This window comes from Plantibacter sp. MDV22-iso1 (assembly GCF_058408345.1).
Genome location: NZ_JBZVDY010000001.1, coordinates 1,268,298 through 1,290,308 on the forward strand (window position 1 = coordinate 1,268,298; position 22,011 = coordinate 1,290,308).

General features: G+C 70.9%; 19 protein-coding genes. 6 read left to right on the forward strand and 13 right to left on the reverse strand.

Annotation, left to right across the window (positions count from 1 at the left end; genetic code table 11):
* Positions 1-42: 42 nt before the first annotated feature.
* The 3 genes from AC4PMY_RS06045 to AC4PMY_RS06055 form a co-directional block, all read right to left on the reverse strand.
* Positions 43-462 carry a hypothetical protein gene (locus tag AC4PMY_RS06045; protein WP_491622212.1) on the reverse strand — a complete coding sequence of 140 codons (420 nt, stop codon included), beginning with the start codon at positions 460-462 and terminating at the stop codon, positions 43-45.
* Between the two features lie 87 nt (positions 463-549).
* Entirely contained in the window at positions 550-1,527 is a 978-nt protein-coding gene (locus tag AC4PMY_RS06050) for a PrsW family glutamic-type intramembrane protease (RefSeq protein ID WP_491622213.1), read from the reverse strand.
* A gap of 224 nt (positions 1,528-1,751) precedes the next feature.
* Positions 1,752-3,914, reverse strand: a complete 2,163-nt coding sequence (locus AC4PMY_RS06055; RefSeq protein ID WP_491622214.1) for an ATP-dependent Clp protease ATP-binding subunit — start codon at positions 3,912-3,914, stop codon at positions 1,752-1,754.
* A 122-nt stretch (positions 3,915-4,036) separates the two neighbouring features.
* On the opposite strand from AC4PMY_RS06055, the gene AC4PMY_RS06060 reads away from it, so the two are divergent.
* The 4 genes from AC4PMY_RS06060 to AC4PMY_RS06075 are packed head-to-tail and all read left to right on the forward strand — an operon-like array spanning position 4,037 to position 7,907.
* Entirely contained in the window at positions 4,037-4,987 is a 951-nt protein-coding gene (locus tag AC4PMY_RS06060; protein ID WP_411557810.1) for a siderophore-interacting protein, read from the forward strand.
* Between the two features lie 4 nt (positions 4,988-4,991).
* Positions 4,992-6,062 (forward strand): iron chelate uptake ABC transporter family permease subunit, encoded by a 1,071-nt coding sequence (locus tag AC4PMY_RS06065; protein ID WP_082916075.1) that lies wholly within the window; start codon positions 4,992-4,994, stop codon positions 6,060-6,062.
* Positions 6,059-7,102 carry a FecCD family ABC transporter permease gene (locus tag AC4PMY_RS06070; RefSeq protein WP_491622215.1) on the forward strand — a complete coding sequence of 348 codons (1,044 nt, stop codon included), beginning with the start codon at positions 6,059-6,061 and terminating at the stop codon, positions 7,100-7,102. Before AC4PMY_RS06065 ends, AC4PMY_RS06070 begins: the two co-directional genes overlap by 4 nt.
* A gap of 1 nt (position 7,103) precedes the next feature.
* Positions 7,104-7,907 carry an ABC transporter ATP-binding protein gene (locus AC4PMY_RS06075; RefSeq protein WP_121291525.1) on the forward strand — a complete coding sequence of 268 codons (804 nt, stop codon included), beginning with the start codon at positions 7,104-7,106 and terminating at the stop codon, positions 7,905-7,907.
* Positions 7,908-7,926: 19 nt separating this feature from the next.
* On the opposite strand, the gene AC4PMY_RS06080 is transcribed toward AC4PMY_RS06075, so the two are convergent.
* Both AC4PMY_RS06080 and AC4PMY_RS06085 read right to left on the reverse strand, forming a co-directional pair.
* The gene (locus AC4PMY_RS06080) at positions 7,927-8,529 is read right to left on the reverse strand and encodes a PKD domain-containing protein (protein ID WP_491622216.1); all 603 of its coding nucleotides are present in this window, start codon (positions 8,527-8,529) and stop codon (positions 7,927-7,929) included.
* Between the two features lie 239 nt (positions 8,530-8,768).
* The gene (locus AC4PMY_RS06085) at positions 8,769-9,335 is read right to left on the reverse strand and encodes a hypothetical protein (protein ID WP_491622217.1); all 567 of its coding nucleotides are present in this window, start codon (positions 9,333-9,335) and stop codon (positions 8,769-8,771) included.
* Positions 9,336-9,626: 291 nt separating this feature from the next.
* Between AC4PMY_RS06085 and AC4PMY_RS06090 the strand changes: the two genes are divergently transcribed.
* Entirely contained in the window at positions 9,627-10,628 is a 1,002-nt protein-coding gene (locus AC4PMY_RS06090) for an ABC transporter substrate-binding protein (protein WP_197479120.1), read from the forward strand.
* Positions 10,629-10,740: 112 nt separating this feature from the next.
* Here the strand turns inward: AC4PMY_RS06090 and AC4PMY_RS06095 are convergent, their stop codons facing one another.
* Both AC4PMY_RS06095 and AC4PMY_RS06100 read right to left on the reverse strand, forming a co-directional pair.
* Positions 10,741-12,483, reverse strand: coding sequence for a hypothetical protein (locus AC4PMY_RS06095; protein ID WP_064297165.1), 1,743 nt, complete (start codon positions 12,481-12,483; stop codon positions 10,741-10,743).
* A complete protein-coding gene (locus AC4PMY_RS06100) occupies positions 12,480-13,148 on the reverse strand; it encodes an ABC transporter ATP-binding protein (RefSeq protein WP_064297164.1) in 669 nt (222 codons plus the stop codon). Before AC4PMY_RS06100 ends, AC4PMY_RS06095 begins: the two co-directional genes overlap by 4 nt.
* Before the next feature lie 106 nt (positions 13,149-13,254).
* On the opposite strand from AC4PMY_RS06100, the gene AC4PMY_RS06105 reads away from it, so the two are divergent.
* The gene (locus AC4PMY_RS06105) at positions 13,255-15,513 is read left to right on the forward strand and encodes a beta-glucosidase family protein (RefSeq protein WP_491622218.1); all 2,259 of its coding nucleotides are present in this window, start codon (positions 13,255-13,257) and stop codon (positions 15,511-15,513) included.
* 10 nt (positions 15,514-15,523) lie between these two features.
* Here the strand turns inward: AC4PMY_RS06105 and AC4PMY_RS06110 are convergent, their stop codons facing one another.
* The 6 genes from AC4PMY_RS06110 to AC4PMY_RS06135 form a co-directional block, all read right to left on the reverse strand.
* Entirely contained in the window at positions 15,524-16,987 is a 1,464-nt protein-coding gene (locus AC4PMY_RS06110; protein WP_064297163.1) for an MGDG synthase family glycosyltransferase, read from the reverse strand.
* Between the two features lie 9 nt (positions 16,988-16,996).
* On the reverse strand, positions 16,997-18,202 hold the full coding sequence (locus AC4PMY_RS06115; RefSeq protein ID WP_491622219.1) for a glycosyltransferase: 1,206 nt from the start codon (positions 18,200-18,202) through the stop codon (positions 16,997-16,999).
* A gap of 52 nt (positions 18,203-18,254) precedes the next feature.
* A complete protein-coding gene (locus tag AC4PMY_RS06120; protein WP_491622220.1) occupies positions 18,255-18,824 on the reverse strand; it encodes a DUF2017 family protein in 570 nt (189 codons plus the stop codon).
* Positions 18,821-19,105 carry an ATP-dependent Clp protease adapter ClpS gene (gene clpS, locus AC4PMY_RS06125; RefSeq protein WP_056009029.1) on the reverse strand — a complete coding sequence of 95 codons (285 nt, stop codon included), beginning with the start codon at positions 19,103-19,105 and terminating at the stop codon, positions 18,821-18,823. Before clpS ends, AC4PMY_RS06120 begins: the two co-directional genes overlap by 4 nt.
* A 52-nt stretch (positions 19,106-19,157) precedes the next feature.
* Entirely contained in the window at positions 19,158-20,879 is a 1,722-nt protein-coding gene (locus AC4PMY_RS06130; RefSeq protein ID WP_491622221.1) for a sensor histidine kinase, read from the reverse strand.
* Positions 20,880-21,047: 168 nt separating this feature from the next.
* Entirely contained in the window at positions 21,048-21,965 is a 918-nt protein-coding gene (locus tag AC4PMY_RS06135) for a DUF817 domain-containing protein (protein WP_491622222.1), read from the reverse strand.
* Positions 21,966-22,011: the final 46 nt, after the last annotated feature.

Consider the following 22,011-nt stretch of genomic DNA (forward strand, 5'->3'; position numbering starts at 1 on the left):
TCCGTGGAGCGCGTGACGCAGACTCGCGGCCGACGCCGCACCTCACACCGCTTCGACGAACAACTCCTCCAGCTCGGCGAAGACCCCGACGGCGAGCCGTTCGAACTGCTCGGCGCTCAGCCGGATCGTCTCGCCCGGGACGAGGCCGGCGAACGACGTCCCCTCGGCGTACTGCAGGACGGTCCCCACCGTGAACACCCGGTCGTGGTCGAGGATCGACGTGACGATGAGTTCGAGCTCATTGAGGGCCCCGGGACCTTTCCCGAGCACCGAGCGCACCCGGTGGACGAACGGCCGGTCGAGCACGAGGGTGAGGCCGGTGAAGAACTCGGGGTCGACCACGGCCAGCGCTGCCGGGTCCGCCCCGGCCTCGGCCAGCGTCTCGCGTCCGGCGACCAGCGCGGCGATCATCGTCTTCGCCTGGTCGACCTCTCGCTGTTCGAAGGTCTTGCGTCCCAGCATGGGTGTCTCCTCGGCGTCGCGGATCGGGTGCGCTTCACGCTACTCCCCGGCATGCCCGGATCACAGCAGACCTCGCGCGTCCGGTGGTCAGGCCTGCTTCCGCTCGCGACGCGGGACGTGGAGCGACACGACGCCGGCGTCGCGGTTGATGCGACGGGCCTGTGCCCGCCAGATGAGCGCGAAGGCGACGACGAGCACGATCATGGCCGGGACGACGAGCACCTTGAGCACCGGCATGGCCGGGAACAGCAGCCCCCAGAGCACGGTGTTACCGTCCCACAGGCCGTGCATGACCGCGACGAGCACGTAGGTCAGGAGCACCCCCACGGTGATCCGGAACCGGCCGTTGCGCGCAGCCGCGAACACCGCCGCGGCGAACAGCGCCGTCCACAGTGGGTGGCCGACAGGGTCGAAGATCGTCCGGGCGAACGCGGCTCCGGCCGCCTGGAACGCCGGGTGCGTGAGGATGGTCTCGAGGGGTGGTGAGCCGGCGGCGAGCTTCTGCGATGCTTCGACGCCGGCCGCCCATCCCTGTCCGATGTACCAGAGGTTCTCGAGGACGGCGAAGCCGATGCCGACGGCACCGCCGACGAAGAGACCACCCCGGGCGGTCTTCACCGGCAACCGCCATGCCACGATCACGACGGCGATGATCTTCGCCAGTTCCTCGGCGACCCCGGCGAAGAAGAGCCCGATGTCGTGCGGGTTCTCACCGGCATCGGTCGCGGCGACGCCGATGAGGGAGTCGAAGGTGCTGCCGAGCGTGATGGCGATGAAGCCTCCGACCAGTACCGCCCAGAGGAGCGTCGCCGTCGTGACGCCGTCGCCCGACTGGAGACGGCGGGCCATGATGAGCAGCAGGGTGGACGCGGCCAGCCCTGAGCCGAGCAGGATCCACGCGGGGACCACTGCCGGGTTGCCGAGGAGCACGTGCGGCACCAACAGCAGGAACAGCCAGAGCGCGAGGCCGCCGAAGAAGAACCAGGCGGGGGCGTGTGCGTGACGCCAGAGGGGCGCGGCGGTGCCGCTGGTCTCGGGCGTCGTGATCGGGGCTGCGTGCGACATCGTGTCCTCTCAGGGCGCGCCGACCGGGCCCACCGCGAGGATCACGCTAGTGCGCGGCATCCGTCGGGCACCAGGGGTTTCCTCCCCCACTCGGGGGTCACTGCCAGCGCGGTGCTGTCGCGTGAGCGCGGGGCAGACGCGTGAGCGCACCCCTCCGGAGGGGCGCGCTCACGTCGATAGGCTGCGCTCGGGTCAGCGCACCGCGCTGGCCGCAAGCAGCCGGGCTAGGCCGGGACCACCGCTCGCTCGACCGTGAGGCCGTCGTCGTCGCTCGCGAGCCCGACGTGGACGGTGTCGCCGTCGCGGATCGAGCCGTCGAGGATCGCCCGCGCGAGGCGGTCGTCGATCTCCCGCTGCATGAGTCGACGCAGCGGACGCGCGCCGTACATGGGGTCGTAGCCGCGCTCCGCGAGCCACGCACGCGCATCGGGCGTGACCGCGAGGTGCAGCCGACGCTCGCCCAGTCGACGCTGCAGGCGATCGATGTAGAGCTCGACGATCTGGCCGAGCTCCGCTTCGCTGAGCGGTTGGAACACGACGATGTCGTCGAGACGGTTGATGAACTCCGGTTTGAAGGCCTGGCGCACGAGCTGCTGGACGGCCTCCTCCTTCTGCTCGAGGGAGAGCGAGGCGTCCATCAGGTACTGCGAGCCGAGGTTGGACGTCAGCACGAGGATGACGTTCCGGAAGTCGACGGTGCGCCCCTGTCCGTCCGTCAGCCGGCCGTCGTCGAGCACCTGCAGGAGGATGTCGAACACCTCGGGGTGCGCCTTCTCGACCTCGTCGAGCAGCACGACGGAGTACGGGCGTCGACGAACGGCCTCGGTGAGCTGCCCGCCCTGCTCGTAGCCGACGTACCCCGGAGGTGCACCGACGAGCCGGGAGACCGAGTGCTTCTCGCCGTATTCGGACATGTCGATGCGGACCATGGCCTTCTCGTCGTCGAAGAGGAACTCGGCGAGCGCCTTCGCCAGCTCGGTCTTACCGACGCCGGTGGGGCCGAGGAACATGAAGGAGCCGGTCGGACGGTCGGGATCGGAGATGCCGGCCCGGGTGCGCCGGACGGCGTCGGACACGGCGGCGACCGCACGGTGCTGCCCGATGAGTCGGCGGGACAGTTCCTGCTCGAGGTGCAGCAGTTTCTCCGTCTCGCCCTGCAACAGGCGACCGACGGGGATGCCGGTCCACGCGGCGATGACGGCGGCGATGTCCTCGGCGGTCACCTGGTCGTTGACCATCCGGGGTTCGCCGTCGGTGTCCTGCTCGGCCGACTCCGCGAGCGCGAGTTCGCGTTCGAGCTGCGGGATGTCGGCGTAGAGCAGCTTGGACGCCTGTTCGAGCTTGCCCTCGCGCTGGGCGCGTTCGGCCTTGCTCCGGACGGCGTCGAGCTGCTTCTTGAGGTCGCCGACCCGGTTGAGGCTCGCGCGCTCGCGCTCCCAGCGCGCCTGCAGTTCGCCGAGCGCGGCCTGGCGGGTCGCGAGGTCCTCCCGAAGGCGGGCGAGGCGCTCCTTCGAGGCGTCGTCCTTCTCCTTCTTGAGGGCGAGCTCCTCGAGCTTCAGGCGGTCGACGCTGCGTCGGAGCTCGTCGATCTCGACGGGAGCCGAGTCGATCTCCATGCGCAGTCGGCTGGCCGCCTCGTCGATGAGGTCGATCGCCTTGTCGGGCAGCTGCCGCGATGTGATGTAGCGGTTGGACAGGGCTGCCGCCGCGACGAGCGCGTTGTCGGCGATGGCCACCTTGTGGTGCGCCTCGTACCGCTCCTTGAGGCCGCGGAGGATGGCCACCGTGTCCTCGACGCTCGGCTCCCCCACGAACACCTGCTGGAAGCGACGCTCCATGGCGGCGTCCTTCTCGATGAACTCGCGGTACTCGTCGAGGGTGGTCGCCCCGATGAGCCGCAACTCGCCGCGGGCGAGCATGGGCTTCAGCATGTTGGCCGCCGCGACGGACCCCTCGCCGCCGCCGGCACCCATGAGGACGTGGAGCTCGTCGATGAAGGTGATGATCTGTCCGTCGGACTCGTCGATCTCCTTGAGCACGGCCTTGAGGCGTTCCTCGAACTGCCCGCGGTACATGGCGCCGGCCACGAGCGCGGAGAGGTCGAGGGAGATGAGCTGCTTGCCCTTGAGGCTCTCGGCGACGTCGCCCGCGACGATGCGCTGGGCGAGGCCTTCGACGACGGCGGTCTTACCGACGCCGGGCTCGCCGATGAGGACGGGGTTGTTCTTGGTGCGCCGCGTGAGCACCTGGCTCACGCGGCGGATCTCGGCGTCGCGGCCGATGACCGGATCGAGCTTGCCGGAGGCGGCGATCTCGGTCAGGTTGACGCCGTACTGCTCGAGCGCGCTGCGCTGGTCCTCTTGCTGAGGCGTCTGGCCTGCTGGCATGGGTACGGTCTCCTGTTCAAAACTTGAGTGAATCTGACTCAAGTTTACCACCGCCACTCCCTGCCGACAAGGTGCGATCGGCGGGTGACCTTCAGTGCATCGAAGGGTAGGCTTACCTATCGATGCCTCGCCTCAGTGAACAGACCCCCGACTCGATCTTCATCCTCCTCGCAGCCGTCGTCCGGCGCATCGAGCAGGTGAGCCCGAGCTATCGGCGCTTCACGTTCACGGGCCCCGAGGTCCAGCACATCGCGGACAACCGTCACGACCAGCGCATCAAGCTGCTCTTCCCGCTGCCCGAGACCGGTTTCGACGAGCTGCCGATGCACGACGACTGGTACCAGGCCTGGCGGCTGCTGCCCAACGACAAGCGTCACCCGATGCGCACGTACACGATCCGCGAGGTCCGGCCCGAGCTCGCCGAGTTCGACGTCGACATCGCCCTGCACGGCCGCGTCGGCCCCGCGTCCACCTGGGCGATGGACGCGAAGGTCGGCGACGAGCTCGTCGTCAACGTCCCGAACGCCCGGTCGGCGGTCCCGGCCGGCGGCATCGACTGGCACGCGCCGGCGACCGTCGACCAGGTGCTCCTCGCCGGCGACGAGACGGCCCTGCCCGGGATCGCCGGGATCCTCGAGCGCCTGCCGAGCACCGCGCGCGGGATCGCCGTCGTCGAGCTGCCGCACGAGGACGACATCGCCGCCCTGTCCACGAAGCCCGACGGGGTCGAAGTCGTCGTCCTCCCCCGCGGGGACCAGCCCGTAGGCACCCTGCTCATCCCCGAGGTCGAGCGCATCGCGAGCCGCCTCGCGCCGAGCGTCGACACCGCCACGATCGCCACGCAGCCGGCACTCGAGGACGTCGACGTCGACACCGAGCTGCTCTGGGAAGCGCCGGTCAACGCGACCGGAGGCCCCGTCCTCGAGAGCGCACCGCTCTACGCGTGGCTCGCCGGAGAGGCGTCGGCCATCAAGACGCTCCGCCGACACCTCGTCTCCGGGTGCGGCGTCGACCGCAAGTCGGTCGCGTTCATGGGCTACTGGCGACACGGCAAGGCCGAAGACAACCGATGAGCCGGTGAGCGCCGACCTCGACAGCCTGCGGCTCCCGACCGCGGCCGCCCGCGCACGAGAGGCGTCGACCGGTATCGCCCGATCGACCGCGTCGCGCTGGCTCCTCCTCGTCGCAGCGCTCGTCGTGCTCGCCACAATCGCCGTCGGCAGCCTCTTCATCGGCTCGGGGACCATCAGTGCCGCCGAGGTGTGGCGGGCACTCTCGCTGGGCGGCGACGACACCAATGCGATCCTCGTCACCGGGTTCCGGGTGCCGCGCATGCTCCTGGCCATCGGCGTCGGAGCGGCGCTCGGCCTCGCCGGAGCGATGATGCAGGCCGTCACGCGGAACCCGCTCGCCGACCCCGGCATCCTCGGCGTCAACGCCGGGGCGTACTTCGCGGTCGTGCTCGCCGTCGCCATCGCCGGCACCGCCGACCTGAGCTCGTACGTGTGGTGGTCCTTCGCCGGCGCCGGCCTCGCCTCCGTCATCGTGTACGTGATCGGCTCCCGGGGCCGCGCCGGGGCGACCCCGGTCCGCCTCGTGCTCGCCGGCGTCGCGCTCTCCGCAGCGCTGCAGGGGGTGACCTTCGCCATCACGATCCGCAACCCCGACATCTTCGACAAGATCCGCTTCTGGCAGGCTGGATCACTGCAGAACCGCCAGATGGACGTGTTCCTCGGGGTGTCGCCGTTCCTCATCGTCGGAGTCGTCCTCGCGCTCGTCGTCTCGCGGTCACTCAACGCCGTCGCCCTCGGAGACGACCTCGCGACCTCCCTCGGCACGAAGGTGCTCCGGACGCGGGTGCTCTCGGTGGTCGCGATCACCCTGTTGTGCGGTTCGGCCACCGCGGCGGCCGGGCCGATCGCCTTCCTCGGACTCATGTCGCCCTACCTCGCCCGCGCCATCGTCGGACCGGACCAGCGCTGGGTGCTCCCGTTCACGATGGTGTTCGCGCCGATCATCTTCCTGCTGTCCGACCTCGTCGGGCGGGTCGCCGTCCCCGGCGAGATGCCGGTGGGGATCGTCACGGCGTTCGTGGGTGCCCCGCTCCTCATCGTGCTCATCCGCCGTTCGAAGGCGCAGGGGCTGTGACCGCGGTCGCCGAACCGGGCCGGCGCACCGTGCGGGTCGGTCGGGTCAGCTGGGTGGTCCACCGGCGCGAGCTGGTCGTCGTCGGCGCCCTGGTCGCCGTCGTCGTCGGGGTCGGCGCCTTCGCGCTCACCCAGGGCGAGTACCGCATCCCGCTCGACAAGCTGCTCGCCGCGTTCACCGGCACGGGCTCGGAGAGCGTTCTCCGCATCGTCTTGGAGTGGCGCCTGCCGCGGGTCGTGATCGCCGTCGTCGGCGGGATCGCGCTCGGGCTCTCCGGCGCGATCTTCCAGTCGATCACCCGGAACCCGCTCGGCAGTCCCGACATCATCGGCTTCAACTCCGGCGCGTTCACCGGCGCGCTCATCGTCACGCTCGTCGTCGGCGGGAACTATGCGGCGACGGTGTCCGGTGCGTTGATCGGCGGGCTCGCGACGGCCCTCGTCGTCTATCTCCTCGCGTGGTCTCGGGGCGTCCAGGGCTTCCGGCTCATCGTGATCGGCATCGCGATCAGTGCCGTCCTCAACGCGTTCAACGACTACCTGCAGCTGCGGGCGGACCTCAACGCCGCCATCGCGGCCGCGAGCTGGGGCATGGGTTCGCTCGCCGACCTCGGGTGGCAGGACGTCGTGCCCATGACGATCGCGGTCGCGGTCCTCGTCCCCCTCCTCGCGCTCATGTCCCGCCGACTCGGCATGCTGGAGTTCGGCGACGACATCGCGAGCGCCCTGGGCATCCCGGTCGAGCGCACGCGGCTGCTGCTGCTCGTGATCGGCGTCGCGCTCACCGCGACCGTCACCGCGGTCGCCGGCCCGATCATCTTCGTCGCCCTCGCCGCACCCCAACTCGCCCGGCGACTGACGAAGTCCGCCGGCATCACCCTCGTCCCCTCGGCCGCCATGGGCGCGGCGTTGCTCCTCGTGAGTGACGTCGTGGCTCAGCGGATCATCGCCCCGGCCGCCCTGCCGGTCGGTGCGGTGACCGTGACCCTCGGTGGCATCTACCTCATCGCCCTGCTCATCACGCAGGCGGGAAAGCGCTGACATGAAGACCGACAGCCCCACCACCAGACTCGCCGGGACAGGCCTCCGCGTCGGCTACGACCAGCGGACCATCATCCACGAGCTGGACATCGCGATCCCCGACGACTCGTTCACGGTCATCGTCGGGCCGAACGCCTGTGGCAAATCGACGCTCCTGCGTGCCCTCGCCCGGCTGCTGAAGCCGACCCAGGGGCACGTCGTGCTCGACGGTCAGGAGATCACGCGCTACCCGTCGAAGGAGGTCGCGAAACGCATCGGGCTGCTGCCGCAGACGTCGATCGCGCCCGACGGCATCTCGGTGATCGATCTCGTGTCGCGCGGCAGGTACCCTCACCAGTCGATCCTCCGACGCTGGTCGGCGGCCGATGAAGCGGCGGTGCTCGCGGCGATGGAGGCGACGAACGTCACCGAGCTGTCCGGTCGCCTCGTCGACGAACTGTCCGGCGGCCAGCGCCAGCGGGTGTGGGTGGCGATGGCCCTTGCTCAGGAGACGCCGTTGCTGCTGCTCGACGAGCCGACGACCTTCCTCGACATCACGCATCAGGTGGAGCTGCTCGACCTCTTCACGCGGCTCAACCAGGAGGGTGGTCGCACCCTCGTCGCGGTCCTGCACGACCTCAACCAGGCGGCGCGGTACGCGACGCACCTGATCGCGATGCGCGACGGACACGTGGTCGCGCAGGGTGCGCCGGCGGACATCGTGACGGCCGAGCTCGTCGAGGAGGTCTTCGGGCTCCGCTGCCGGATCATCGACGACCCCGAGTCGCACACGCCGCTCGTCATCCCGTTGATGGGCGCGCACTGACCCGTGGTGCTGGCGTGTGTCAGCAGCCGATGGCGGGTTTGCCGGGTCGGCAGGGTTTGTCGACGCCGACGGTGGAGTTGCGGACGATCTGCACCGTGTGGGGTTCCTGGGTCGGGATCGACAGGGTTCCGACGACGGGAAGCCACCCGCTGTCACCGATGCGGTACTCGGCGGCGTACTCGACTTCCGCGGTGATGGTCTTCGTTCCGACGCTTGTGTAGCGGTGGCTGGTGGGGGTCTTGGAGAACTCCGCGAGCTCGAGGGCGGCCCAGCTGGATCCGCCGGTTCGGGTGGTGGTCGTGTCGCCGTCGCCGTAGTCGAAGGTGAATCCGACGGGGATGAAGTGCACCTCCGCGACCTGACCGAGGAGGGTGCCGGTTCGGGTGTGTCCGGAGGCACCTGCGATGACGTTGGCGTGGAGCCCGCGGACACCCCAGGCGGCGGGTTCGGTGGTGACGGTCGGTGCGGCGGGGGCGAAGCTGGCGACGTCGCGGATTGTCACGGGGTGCGCGGCGGGTGCTGCCCCGAGGTCGGTGCCGAGGTCCGCGGGCGTGAAGGTGTAGCACTCGTCGGGGCGCATGAGGCTGCAGACCGTCCGCTCACCGTTGGGTCCGTCGGTCACCCCGGGTGGCAACTCGGCCGAACCGCCGCCGCCACTGCTGTCTCCGCCCGTCCCGCCACCGGAACCACCGCCGGTGCCAGGGCGTTCGACGCTGCCACCGATGTCGACCGAACCGTTACCAGCGCATCCCCAGATCGCATCCGCGGACCCGCAACTCGCGGCCCTCGCAGGTCCAGGAGCGGCCAGTGTGATCGTCGCTCCCGCGACGAGAGCCATGGCGAGCGTTGCGATTGCCGTCTTCACGCGCATGATGAAGCACCTTCTTCCGCATCCTTCGACGTGATGAGGAAGCGGCCGGAGCTTGCCGGGTCAACGCCGAGGGATATCTCGAATCCGATGGCGGGCAGGCGGTAGGATTGCGGTTGGGGTTGACCGTTCGCATCCAAGATCTCGACGGATCCGATGATCTCGCATGCGAACGCTCGAGCGACGACTCCGACTGAGTCGGGCGAGTTGTAGAACTCGCGGACCTGGACACCGGACAGAGTTATATCTCCTCGAGTGCTGTAGCCGCCATCGCGCATTCGGGAGTAGGCCTCGTATTCGATCGCCGCAACGTCGGCGGACGCGATCACATCGATGCGCTCCGGATTGACGCCCCCCTCATGGAGGATGGTGTTCGAGATGTCGAGGAACTGCTGGTAGACCTCTGTCACCACCGCGAGAGCCTCCTCCTCGTTCTCGAAGACCGGAGGCGTGCTCGTCGGTGACAGGGCTGGCGCTGGTCCGGTGCAGGCCGCAAGGCCCAGGAGTCCTGACACGAAGGCCAGCGTGGAAACGGTTCGAGGTAGTGGGGTCGTTGGCATCCCTCGACGCTAAGCGCGCCCAGACTCCCGCCCAGGGTTATTCACAGAGCAGATATGCCTACACGGACATATGTCGCACAAACTGGTCCGCGTGCCAGCGCGGTGCGCTGATGTGAGCGCACCCCAAGGGACGTGACCGCGGGTCTCCGGAGGGGCGCGCTCGCGTCAGTGACCCGCGCTCACGTCAGCGCACCGCGCTGGCCGAAGCACAAGCGTTACCGGGACGTGACTTGGGAAGCTTAGGCTTACCTCATACCCCACGTCTTCAACGGAAAGCAGAACATGCGCCGCATGCCCCGCACCCTCACCGCCGTCGCCGCCCTCGCGGTCGCCGGCCTCGCCCTCGCCGGCTGCACCGCCGGGTCCTCCACCGACGACGCCTCCACCGGCACGCTCGGCACCGTCGACACGATGTTCGGCGAGGTGACCGTCCCGGAACCCGCCGGCGACCTCACCGTCGTCGCCCTCGGCTGGTCCGACGCGGAGATGGCGCTCTCCCTCGGCGTGGTGCCCGTCGGTGTGTACGACTGGCAGTCCTTCGGCGCCGACAACAAGGCCGTCGGCCCGTGGGCCACCGACCTCTTCGGCGACGTGACCCCCGAGATCATCGAGGACAGCGGTGACACCGTCAACTACGAGCAGATCCAGGCGCTCGAACCCGATCTCATCCTCAACACCCGTTCCGCCGGTGACGAGAAGCAGCACGAGCGGCTCTCGGAGATCGCACCGACCGTCTTCGCACCCAAGGGGACCGCCGCGTTCGCGACCCCGTGGGACGTCCAGCTCGAGCAGGTCGCCGCCGCGCTCGGGAAGACCCAGGAGGGTGACGCGCTCGTCTCCGCCACGAAGCAGTCGATCAACGAGGCCGCCGACCTGCACCAGGAGTTCGCGGGGCTCACCACCGTCGCCGCGACGAAGTTCGGCGACGCCTACGGCGCCTACCTCGAGGGTGACGGTCGCTTCGACATCCTCGCCGACCTCGGCTTCCAGCAGAACCCGGCCGTCCTCGATCTCGAGGCCTCCGGCTTCTACGCGGCGGTCTCCGCCGAGCAGGTGTCCGCGTTCGACGCCGACGTCGCCGTCCTCCTCCCGATCGGGTTCAGCGCAGCGGACACCACCGCCGACCCGCTCCTCGCGAGCCTCCCCGTCGTGCAGGACGGTCGCGCGATCGTCCTCGACCCCGCCGACGAGCTCACGCAGGCCTACAGCGCGGCGTCCGTGCTCAGCATCCCCGTCGTCCTCGAGCAGCTCGTCCCGAAGCTCGCCGAGGCCGCCGCCAAGGTCGCGAAGTAGGGTTCAGCCCACCAGCACCACAGCAGGAGATCCGCGCGAGAGCCGGACGGAATCGCGTCTTCCGTCCGGCTCTCGCGCTGTTGTCCTGTCCTCGCGCTGCACGCGCCGCCGCTCAGGCCGGCCGGGACAACTTCCGCAGCCGCGCGAACCCCAGCGCCGCGACGATCACGAGCACTCCCACCAGCAGGACGACGGCCGCGCCCGGCGCCACCGGCGCCATCGCCGTCAGCCCACCGCCGACGAGGAGCGACAGCAGGACGGCGTCCGACTGCCAGAGCAGGACGTTCAGCGAGGAGGCGTCGCCGAACGGCGTCGGGACGGGCATGAGCAGCAGGATCGGCAGCGGTCCCTTCGCGGCGTCGAACGTGCGGAGCACGACGATCCAGACCGCGAGCAGCAGCCACCACCCGAGCGGCTGGAGGAGGGTCATCCCGCCCGGTGCCGCGGAGGCGAGCACCCCGAGCAGGGCACCGACCCCACCGATCACGACCGCGGCCAGCAGCGGGGCGACGGCTCCGGCGAAGACGAGCGACCGCGGGCTCCGGCCGTAGAGCGTCGGCGTCCCGGCGCTCTCGACCCCGTGCCGCACGGCGTCGCACCAGACGCCCACGGCGAGGTAGGCGAGGAACGCCGCGGGGACGGCTAGCATCCACCGCACACCGTCCGGGAGCCCGAAGGACAGACCGACCGCCGCACCGGACACCGCCAGGACGAGGGAACCGGGGGCGACCCGCCCGGGTGTCCGCCGAGCTCCGACGATCGACCGCCGGAGGACGACGAGCCAGAACGGCCCGGTCATCCGCAGCGGGACACGGCGACCGCTCGTCGGGGAGACTCGCAGCCCGCCGACGGCACCCGAGGCGTCACCGCTCTGCAGCATCATCCCGACCCGCTGCCAGCGCAGCGCCTGGTCGAGGAGGGGTCCGCTCCGCAGTCCGTCCAGTGCCCTCGGGACGCGCAGGAGGGAGACCGCCCCGAGCACGACGAGCGCGACCGCCGGCCACCAGGACACCGGCACCCCCACCGACGCGAACCAGCCACCGCCGCCACCCCAGGTGAAGAGCCCCGCCCAGTCCCCCGTCGCGAGTGCGCCACCGAGCACCATGCTCTCGACGCCGCCCGCGACCGGCGACCAGAGGAGGCCCAGCCAACCCCACGGGGAGACGAGCAGCATGCCGGGGACGAGGAGACCGAGCACTCCGCCCGCACCGGCGACGATGACGACGGCGGCGACCGTCCGTCGCGAACCGTGCTGACCGAGCAGCCACGCCACCGCGAGGAGCAGCGAGAAGCCCACGGCACCGATCACGAACGCCACCACGGCGGCGGGCACGGTCGGTCCGGTCATACCGATCACCGAGGCCGTGTCGGCGGCCACTCCGGCCGAGACGGTCGCCCGCTCCCCGGGCACCAGGAGTCGCGACAAGCCGACCACCCCGGCCACGAGGAGCGAGAGCGCCCCGAGTACGAGCATGGATGCGACGAAGGGACGACGCAGCGTGAGCCGACGCGGCAGTGGCGAATCGGCGAGGAACTGCACCGCCGCAGGCCTCGGCACGACCGGTCCCCTCGTCCGACCCCCGAGCACGACGACGATCGTCGCGATCGCCGAGAGCAGCGCGACCGCCCCGGGCCGGACGGCAGCCACGACACCCGCGGCATCCGGCTCGATCAGTCCGAGGACTGCGAACCGCACGAGCGGAGCGCCCACGATGAGTGCGACGAGCAGCCCGGCGTAGACGACGAACGCGACATCGGTGAGCCGCGGACGCCCGTCGCGCGCGGCGAGCACCGCCCGGCCGGCGCGGAGGATCCGACGGTCGTCGCGCGTGATGCGCCCGGAGCCGGTGCTCACGGGGCTTCGACCGTGATCGCCTCGTCCGCGACCCGTTCGACGAGCCCGGCGTCGTGGCTCGCGAAGACGATCGCCGCCCCGCGCTCCTTCGCGAGCAGGATGCGGTCGGCGACGAGGCCACGCCGCTCGGCGTCGAGGCGCTGCTCAGGTTCGTCGAGCACGAGGACGTCGAAGGGCCGGACGAGCGCCGTCGCCAGGGCGAACAGCTGCGACTGACCCGAAGACAGCTCGGTGGCGAAGCGGCGCGCGAGCGTGTCGATGCGCAGGGCCGCGAGCAGCTCGTCGGCCGCGTCGTCCGCCGCCTGCCCGGTCACACCCCACGTCGTCGAGATGTAGCGCAGGTGTTCACGCAGCGTCAGGTCCGGCGCGTAGGCCGGGGTGCCGATGAGGGCTGAGACGGAGCGACGCACCGTGCGGTCGCGGTCGTCGATGGTCCGGCCGCCGATCGTCGCCGTCCCGCTCGACGGACGCAGCCGTCCGCTGAGGATCCGCAACAGGGTCGTCTTGCCCGATCCGTTCCGCCCCCGGACGGCGAGCGCCATCCCCGGCTCGACCCGGATGTCCGTGGGTGCCAGCAGGGTCTCCCCGTCGATCACCGCTCCGACGCCGTCCGCCTCGATCAGCGGCTGCAGCGCGGCAACCGACTCCCCCTCGTGTCCCGACATCGTCCCATCCTCGCAGGCGCCCGCCGAGGTGTCCTCCGCCGCGCGGCTGATCGTGCGGTCGGCTGTCGGGGCTCAGCATGCCGGTCGAGGGTGCAGAATGCAGAGCATGGGAATCGTCACCGGGCGCCGGAACGCGCGTCCGCCGAAGCAGCGCCGCGCAGGCGGACCACCCGAGGGCGACACCTACGACGAGGTCGTGCGGGAGATCCGCGCCGGACGCCTCGACGCCGACGCAGGCGCCGAACGACTGATCGAGCGGCTGACCGACGCGGAACTCCTGGGGCTGCTCGACGGCGACTCGCCGCGCCGACTCCTCCCGCTGATCCCCGTGCTGCTCCACCGGCGTCCGTTCGTGGCCGGAGCCGTCCCGCGGCTCGGAATCCCGGGGATCCGGTTCAGTGACGGCGCCCGCGGGGTCGTCATCGGCGAGTCCACCGCGTTCCCCGTGACGATGGCGCGGGCGGCGACCTGGGACCCGGTGCTCGAGGAGCAGGTGGGTGAGGCGATCGGTGCGGAGACGCGGATCCGCGGGGCGAACTACTCGGCGTCCGTATGCGTCAACCTCCTCCGCCATCCCGCGTGGGGCCGCGCCCAGGAGTGCTACGGCGAGGATCCGGTGCTGACAGGCCGGATGGGGTCGGCCATGACCCGCGGCGTCCGCGTCCACACGATGGCGTGCGTGAAGCACTTCGCGCTCAACTCCATGGAGGACGAGCGGTTCGAGGTCGACGTCTCCGTGGACGACCACGCGCTGCACGAGGTCTACCTGCCGCACTTCAAGGCCGTGATCGACGCCGGCGCGGACTCGGTCATGAGCGCCTACAACCGCGTGCGGGGCGAGTACATGGACGTCAACCGTCCGCTGCTCACGGACGTGCTGCGGGAGGAGTGGGGCTTCACCGGCTTCGTCACGAGCGACTGGGTCTTCGGCACGCACGACGCCGTCGGCAGCCTGGAGGCCGGGATGGACGTGGAGATGCCGCTCCGCCTGCGACGGGCGCACGAGTTGCCCGCCGCCCTGCGGGACGGCACCCTCGAGCACGCGACCGTCCTGCGCTCGGCTCGGCGCATCCTGCGGACGACCCTCCTGCACGCCGCGACCCGCGCCGAACCGCAGCCCTCGGCGGACGTCGTCGCCGGCTCGGCCCACCGCGCGCTCGCCCGGCACGTCGCCGAGGAGTCGATCGTGCTCCTCGCCAACCGCCCGGTCGACGACGGCGCACCGCTCCTCCCCCTGTCGGCGACGACCCGTCGGATCGCGGTGGTCGGCCGTCTCGCGGACCGGGCGAACCTCGGCGACCACGGCTCGTCGCGCGTCCGTCCGCCGACCACCGTCTCGCCGCTGCAGGGGCTCCGTGAGGCTCTCCCCGACACGCAGATCACGAGCACCCCGGCCGGGAACGTGCGGGCCGCGGTCGTAGCGGCGGCGGCCGCCGACACGGCCGTCGTCGTCGTCGGCTTCGACCAGCACGACGAGGGCGAGTCGGTCGTCACCGGCGGCGTCGACGTCGGCGTCCTCGGGGCGGCCCTGGACTCGGGTCGACTCCGCAGCGCGATCACCGGCGTCGCGCACCTGGCGTCGCGGTTCGTGCGCGGCGGCGATCGCACCTCGCTCCGCCTCCGACCCTCGGACGAACGCCTCATCCTGGCCGTCGCCGCAGCCAACCCGCGCACGGTCGTCGTGCTCACCGGCGGGAGCGCGATCCTCACCGAGGCCTGGCGCGACCGCGTCCCGGCCCTCGTCCTCGCCTGGTACGGCGGGATGGAGGGCGGTCGAGCGCTCGCCGACGTCCTGACCGGTGTGGTCGAGCCCGGCGGGCGACTGCCCTTCGTGATCCCGACCGATCCGGCACACCTGCCGCCGTTCGACCGCGAGGCGAAAGCTGTCGTGTACGACGACCGCTGGGGCCAGCGACGCTTGGACGAGGAGGGTCACACGCCGGCCTTCCCGTTCGGCTTCGGCCTCGGGTACACGACGATCGACCACCGCCTGCTCGGGCACCGGTTCGAGGACACCGGCGGGACCGCCGAGGTCCTCGTGACGAACACCGGTCCGCGCGAGGGGTCGACCGTCGTCCAGCTCTACGCCGCCGACACCGCACTCGATCGACCGGTCGCCCAGCTCCTCGGGTTCCGGAAGGTGACCCTGCAGGCGGGCGAGGAACGCGTCGTCCGGGTCGTCCTCGATCCGACACCGACGCTCGAACGCGACCCGGTCACCCGCCGCTGGTCGGCCCGCGCCGGCGACTGGGCCCTGCAGGCCGCCCAGCACAGCCCGTCGACCTGGGCGGCGGCGGTCCCGCTGCGGGCCGGCGACAGCGACCTCGACGACGACCCCGCCCGACTGCCGGACTCCGTCGGCTGATCCGATCCGATCAGCTCGGGCCGGCCGGTTCGAGGTCGGCGAGGCCCTCGACCCGCACGGCGAGCTCGTCGTCACGTCCGAGGACGGCGCGGAGCAGACGCTGCGTGTCACGCCGGACGGAGAGCACGGCGTCGTCGCGTCGCAGCACGAGGGTGCCGTCCGGCCCGGTGTAGCGCTGCTGCAGGTCGTCCAGCTCACCGGCCCGGAGCAGCGCCACCGTGCTGGACGCCGCCGGGTCGACGAGACGCACGAGGGCCGACTCTCCCTCGAGCTCGCTCGCGACCACCCGCCGCGCGCTCGCGTCGAAGATCGTCTTCTGCGCCGCCCGGGTCACGACGAACGGTCGCGCCGGTCCGTCGAGCAGCCGGTCGACGACGTCGCGAGCCGCGTCGGGGCGACCGACCCGTCGGGCTGCGGCCTGCATCCGCTCCAGTCGCCCCGGCTCGCCGAGGATCCCGTCGATCTTCCACCCGATCGTCGTCGCGGTGTTGCACCGGACGGCGGCGCCCTGCTCCATGAGGTAGTCGCCGTTGCGCACCTCCTGCCCGGGGATGGGGTTCACGAGCACCATCGGCAGACCGGCGGCCATGCACTCCGACGCCGACAGTCCTCCGGGCTTGCCGATGAACAGGTCGGCTCGGCGCAGGAGCTGCGGCATCTCGTCGGTGAAGCCGAGCACGGTGTAGCGGTCGCCGCCGGGCGCGATGAGGTCCTCGACGCTCCGCCGCAGCGCCTCGTTCCGCCCGCACACGATCGTGGCGGTGAACGGCGACCGGAGGTGCAGTGTCTGTCGGACGACCGCGAGCGCGTAGTCACCGCCGGACGCTCCGGCCGAGATGAGCAACATGGGCGGTGCCGCCGGGTCGCGCTCGGCCGGGCCGCTCGGCTGGGCGGCGATGGGGATCCCCGAAGCCACGACCCGGTCGGGCGGGAGCCCCAGGGCCGTCAGCTGGACCCGTCCCTCCTCCCGCGCGAGGAAGAGCGCGTGGAAGGCGCTCGTCAGCCACAGCCCCTGGAAGTCGTAGTCCGTGGTGACGACCGCGGTCCTGGCGTCGACGGCGCCTCGCAGGATGAGGGAGGCCAGCAACTGGGCCGGGAGGAAGTGGGTGCAGATGATCGCCGTGGGCCTGAAGCGTTTGATCGCGCTCACCACCGGCATCGCGTTCGCCCGCGTCCAGGGGTCGAGCGGACCGCGACGACGGAACGGTGCGTCGCTGAGGTCGTAGCCCCACTCCACGAGCCAGGGCGTCTCCTCGACGAGCACGAAGTACCCCTTGCCGAGGACGTCGCGGTACAGGGAGGTACTCGCCTGCAGGACGTCCAGAACCTCGACCTCGGTGACGTCGGGACGCCCGGCGCACGCTTGGTCCACGGCGGCGGCGGCGCTGTTGTGTCCGGACCCGACCCCGGCCGAGAGGATCAGGACGCGTTCGCCGCCGTCCGGCCCGGGCTGCTGCTTCGATGTCCTGCGCATGAGCCGATGCTAGCGCGCGGCCTCCGGCGCCAGGGCTGCCTCGTACAGGGCGATGAGGCGGGTGGTCTGCGTCGACTGGCGCAGGGTGCGGGCGAGGCCCGGTGCGACGACGGGCGCGGTACCCGCCTCGACGTCGGCGACGGCGCGGCGGATCGCTTCGGCGAGCGCCTCGACCCCACCGTCCGTCGGCTGCCACATCGAGTCGGCGGGGAGCTCCGCCGCGATGTTCGGGTCGCTGATGATCGACGGTGTGCCGAGTGCGGCCGCCTCGAACACGGTCATGCCCTGCGTCTCGAACCCGATCGACGTCTGCACCAGCGCATCGGCTTCGGCGATGGCGCGCAGCGAGTCGGGGTAGGAGACACGTCCGGCGAAGACGACGTGGTCGGCGAGGTCGTGTTCGGCGACGAACGCCTGGGCCTTCGCGAGCAGGAGTCCGGCCCCGTAGAGGCGGAACACCGCGTCGACGTCCGCGAGCCGGACCGCCTCGAGGAACTCCATGAGCCGCTTCTCCTGGCTGAAGCGGCCGATCCACACGAACGACGGCAGCCGGTGCGGCACGTGGAGCGTGGTCGCGCGTTCGTCGAGGATCTCGTCGAGCACCGCGTCGTCGACGCCCGTCGACAGGACCTCGGCGTGGGCGGTCACGCCCTGCTCGCGGAGGACGCGTGCGAAGTGGTGCGACGGCGCGATGACGACGGCAGCTCGCTTGGCGAACTCCTGCAGGTAGGACCAGACGCCCGTGGGCAGGGTCGAGAGCCGCGGCCGGAGGACTCTGCGCTGCCACCAGGACAGGGCTCCGACGACGAGGCCCGGCGCCGGCATGGTCTGCTCGATGCCGACGTCCATGCGGTTGTGCATGGTGTGGAGCGCCGGGATCCCGTGCCGTTCGGCGTAGCGGTAGGCCGTGAGCGCCTGCCAGAAGTCGGCCTGCACGTGCACGACGTCGACCGGGGGCAGCTCGGCCAGGCGTGCGTCGAGCCAGCGGTCGGTGAGCCGGCCGGGCACGGTCATCGAGTACTCGCGGTCGAGCGTGATGGGGATCGAGGGGGTGTCGAGGTAGTGCGGGTCGTCGTCGTGCGCCTGGTGCATCCGCGGTGAGCACACCGTGACGGTGTGCCCCGCGGCCTCCAGGAAGCGCCGCTGCAGTCGGATCGAGACCTGGGCCCCGCCGGACGACTCGGGGTGCTGGTCGCTGAAGACGAGGATGTGCATGGTCACCAAGGCTACCCGTGGCGCCAGGGTCCGAGGTGTCCGGCGATGCGACTCAGGCTTCGTCGAGGACGGCGACGATCGACTCCTGCAGGTACCCGAGCCAGGCGTAGATCGCCATCATGAGCTGCGGATCCTGCTCGTCGTCCGACGTCGTCGGAGCCGGGTCGAACGGCTCCGCGTCGTCCTCCTCGATGCCGAGTCGAGCCGCGATGGTGAGCCGGGTGTCGTTGAGGAACCGCAGCCAGGTCCAGGCCGTCTCACCCTCGAGGGTCACGGCTGCACCGTCCTCGTGCCCCGCCGGGACCTCGGTCGGCTGAGCCGCATCGGACGCGTCGGTGGTGAGCGCCGCCAGGACGGTCCGCGCCGCGGTCACCTTGCCGCCGACGAGGTCGTCGGCGGTGAAGCGTCGGAACTCCGCGGCGGCCTCGGGATCGTCGCGGTACCCCTCCGGCACCAGTCGCGCCATGGCGGGGTCGAGCTCCACGGCGGTCGCCAGCCCGGCGCGCGTCGCGTCTTCGAGCATGTCGATGAGCTGGCTCGCCAGTTGCTCGAGGATCGAGGTCTCCTGCTCGTCGAGGCGGAGCACGACGGGTCCGACGGGCGGACGGACGAAGGCGCTCATGCGTCGGCCTTCGCGAGCGAGGCCCAGAGCCCGTACCCGTGCATGGCCTCGACGTGGCGCTCCATCTCCTCGCGGTTGCCGGTCGCGACGACCGCGCGGCCCTCGTGGTGCACGGCGAGCATGAGTCGCTCCGCCTCCTCGTGCGTGTAACCGAAGTAGCTGCGGAAGACGAGCGAGACGTAGGACATGAGGTTCACCGGGTCGTTCCACACGATGGTGACCCACGGCTGCATGGTGAGGGTCGCCTCGTCGACGATCGGCTGGTCGAGGATCTGCGCCATCCTCCAAGCCTCCCACGATGTGTACCGAAGCGCCTCCCTGCCGGGGTCCGACTCAGGAAGCGGACGGTGCGCCGGCGCGCGGCTGGCGGAGCGGCAGGGTCACGGTGAAGGTGGAGCCGCGGCCCGGGCGGCTGGACACGGTGATCCAGCCATGATGCGCCTCGGTGATGGACTTCACGATCGACAGCCCGAGGCCGACGCCTGGCCGCGCGTCGTCGCGGACCTCCCTGGCCCGGAAGAAGCGATCGAAGAGCTGCCGCTGGTCGTCCGGCGAGATGCCGATGCCGGTGTCCGCGACGTTGACGGTGCAGGTCTCGCCGTCCACCGCGACGGTCACCGCGACCCGTCCACCCCGCGGGGTGTACTTCACCGCGTTCGACAGCAGGTTGTCGAGGACCTGGCGGAGCCGGCCGCCGTCGCCCTCCAGTTCCACGTGGGGAGGGATCTCGGCCCGAACGGCGACACCGGCCTCCGACGCCTGCGGCAGGATCGCGGCCGCGCTCGCCCGAGCGATGTCGGCGACGTCGGTGAGGGCGATGCGCACCCGCATCTCGGCGTCCCCCGCCGCGAGCAGGTCGCCGATGATTGCGTACAGCTGCTCCGCGTTGCGCTGGATCGTCGAGACCTCGCGCTCCAGTCCGAGCTGCCGGAGGTCATGTCCCTCGGTGAGGAGGTCGAGGTAGCCGATGATCGACGTCAACGGGGTGCGGAGCTCGTGCGAGACGTCGATGAGGAACGCTTCGCGCAGCGCCACCGCATTGGCGAGGTCGGTGACGTCGTGCCCGACCGTGATGGTGCCGACGAAGGTGCCGTCGTCGGTGTGCACCTGTCTCGCGTTGCCGATGATGGCGCGCTGGTCTCCCGGCTCGCCGATCCAATACAGTTCGCCGCGGAAGCTCTCCCCGCGCAGCGCCCGGTTGATGACCTGCTTCTCGGGCGACACCCGAGTCTTCCGGTCCGGTCCGTACACGTGGACACCGGCGCGGGTCTTCCGGTCGAAGCCGGCCAATTCGGCTTGCTCGTACGTCGCCTCGTTGCGGAGCGCCGCCGTGCCGTCGGGCCGGAAGAAGGCGACGGCGGCGTCGACGGATTCCGAGACCGTCGTCGCGATGGCCGCCGCCTCCGTCGCCGCGGCGAGGGCGATACGCGCCCGTCCCTCATGGGCGCGGAGCTGACGCGCGGCCAGATGCACGGTGACGGTCATGATGAGGACGAGGGCCGGCAGGATGCAGATCGCACCCCACCCGCCAGGCGTCGTCGGCCATGCACCGGCGCGCGCCACCGGGATGAGGGAGACGAAGATCGCACCGAACACCGGGACGGGCAGGGCCGAGACCCCGAACCCACCCGCGAGCCAGAGCACCGGGATCACGATGAGGAGACCCGACGTCGGCAGGTTCGGCAGGGTGTCGCGGAAGAAGCCGACGGCGAGGATGTCGATGGTCGGCACCAGCACGAGCAGGCCACGGAGCGCGCCGGACGGTGGCACGGCGAAGAGCAGGGACGTGGCTGCGGCCGTCAGGGAGAGCCCGATGAGGAAGTCGGGCTCCAGCAGGGTCCACGTCGAGGTCAGGCCGATGTACAGCCCGAGCATCAGGATCGAGGCGATGAACGCGAACTGCGCTCCGGCGAAGAGGTGGTTCGTCCGCGGGAGGGGCGCGGCGGCCGCCGCCGGGACGGAGATGCCGACGGCCGGCGACGCGGGTCGTGGAGCGGCGGCAGGTCGAGCCGGGGTGGGCCGGGCCGGGCCGGCTTGAACGTGACCCGCCTGCATGGGGGCTGGCCGGGCGCCGCCACGATCACGGAATCGCGGATCCTGGGGCTGACGCTGGGCCATGGCTGCTCTCCGGAAGGGGACAAGCGATCACCGGGCTCGGGCCGCTCACTCCCGAACCCTACCCGGTGTGCGGACCGCGCTCCGAAACCGTTGACAGCAGGCGGCTCAGGTCGGCACGTGATCGGGCCGCTTGGGCGGGTACACCCAGGTGACCATCACCACCGAGATCATCATGAGGAGGAACCACGACACCAGCTTGGTGAGCGGGACGAGCTGCCAGCCGTCCTCCTGATTCGGGTACAGCCAGGCGCCCGTGATCGTCCCGATGTTCTCCGCGATCCAGATGAAGCAGGCCACGAGCAGGAACGCCACCAGCACGGGCATGCGGTGCGTCCGACGGAACACGCGGAAGTGCATCATCGTCCGCGCGAACACGAGGAGGACGGCAGCGAGCAGCACCCATCGCAGATCCACGATGACGTGCTGGCTGAAGAAGTTCACGTAGATGCCGGCCGCGATGATCGTCGTGAGCCACACTCGTGGATAGCGGTCGAACCGCAAGTCGAAGAGCCGGTACACGCGAACCATGTACGATCCGACGGCCGCGTACATGAACCCGGTGTACAACGGCACGGAGCCGAGGTGCAGGACCCCGCCGCCGTCGTACTCCCACGACCCGATCCCGGTCTTGAACAGCTCCATACCCGTCCCGACGACGTGGAACAGGACGATCACCCAGAGTTCACGACCGGTCTCGAGCCTGGTGACGATCATGACCACCTGGATGACGATGGCAGCGACGACGAGCGCGTCGTTACGGGCGAGCCAGACCTCGTCGGGGTACCAGAGGCGGGCGGCGACGATCACGGCGAGCATCGCTGCGCCGAAGATGCACGCCCACGCCTGTTTCGCCCCGAAGACGAGGAACTCGACGGCTTTCGCCCGCGCACCACCGTCGGGGGCGTCGCGCAGGAGCCGGTTGGCCCGGTCGTCGATCCAGCGCTCGACCGCGGTCAGTTCGTGCTGGTCCGCCCGGCGTGCGTCGCGACCCGCTCCGTCTGCGGGGGTGGGCGGCTCGGACATCGGGCCAGCATACGGGCACACTCGGCGCCGCACCTGGGACGTCGGG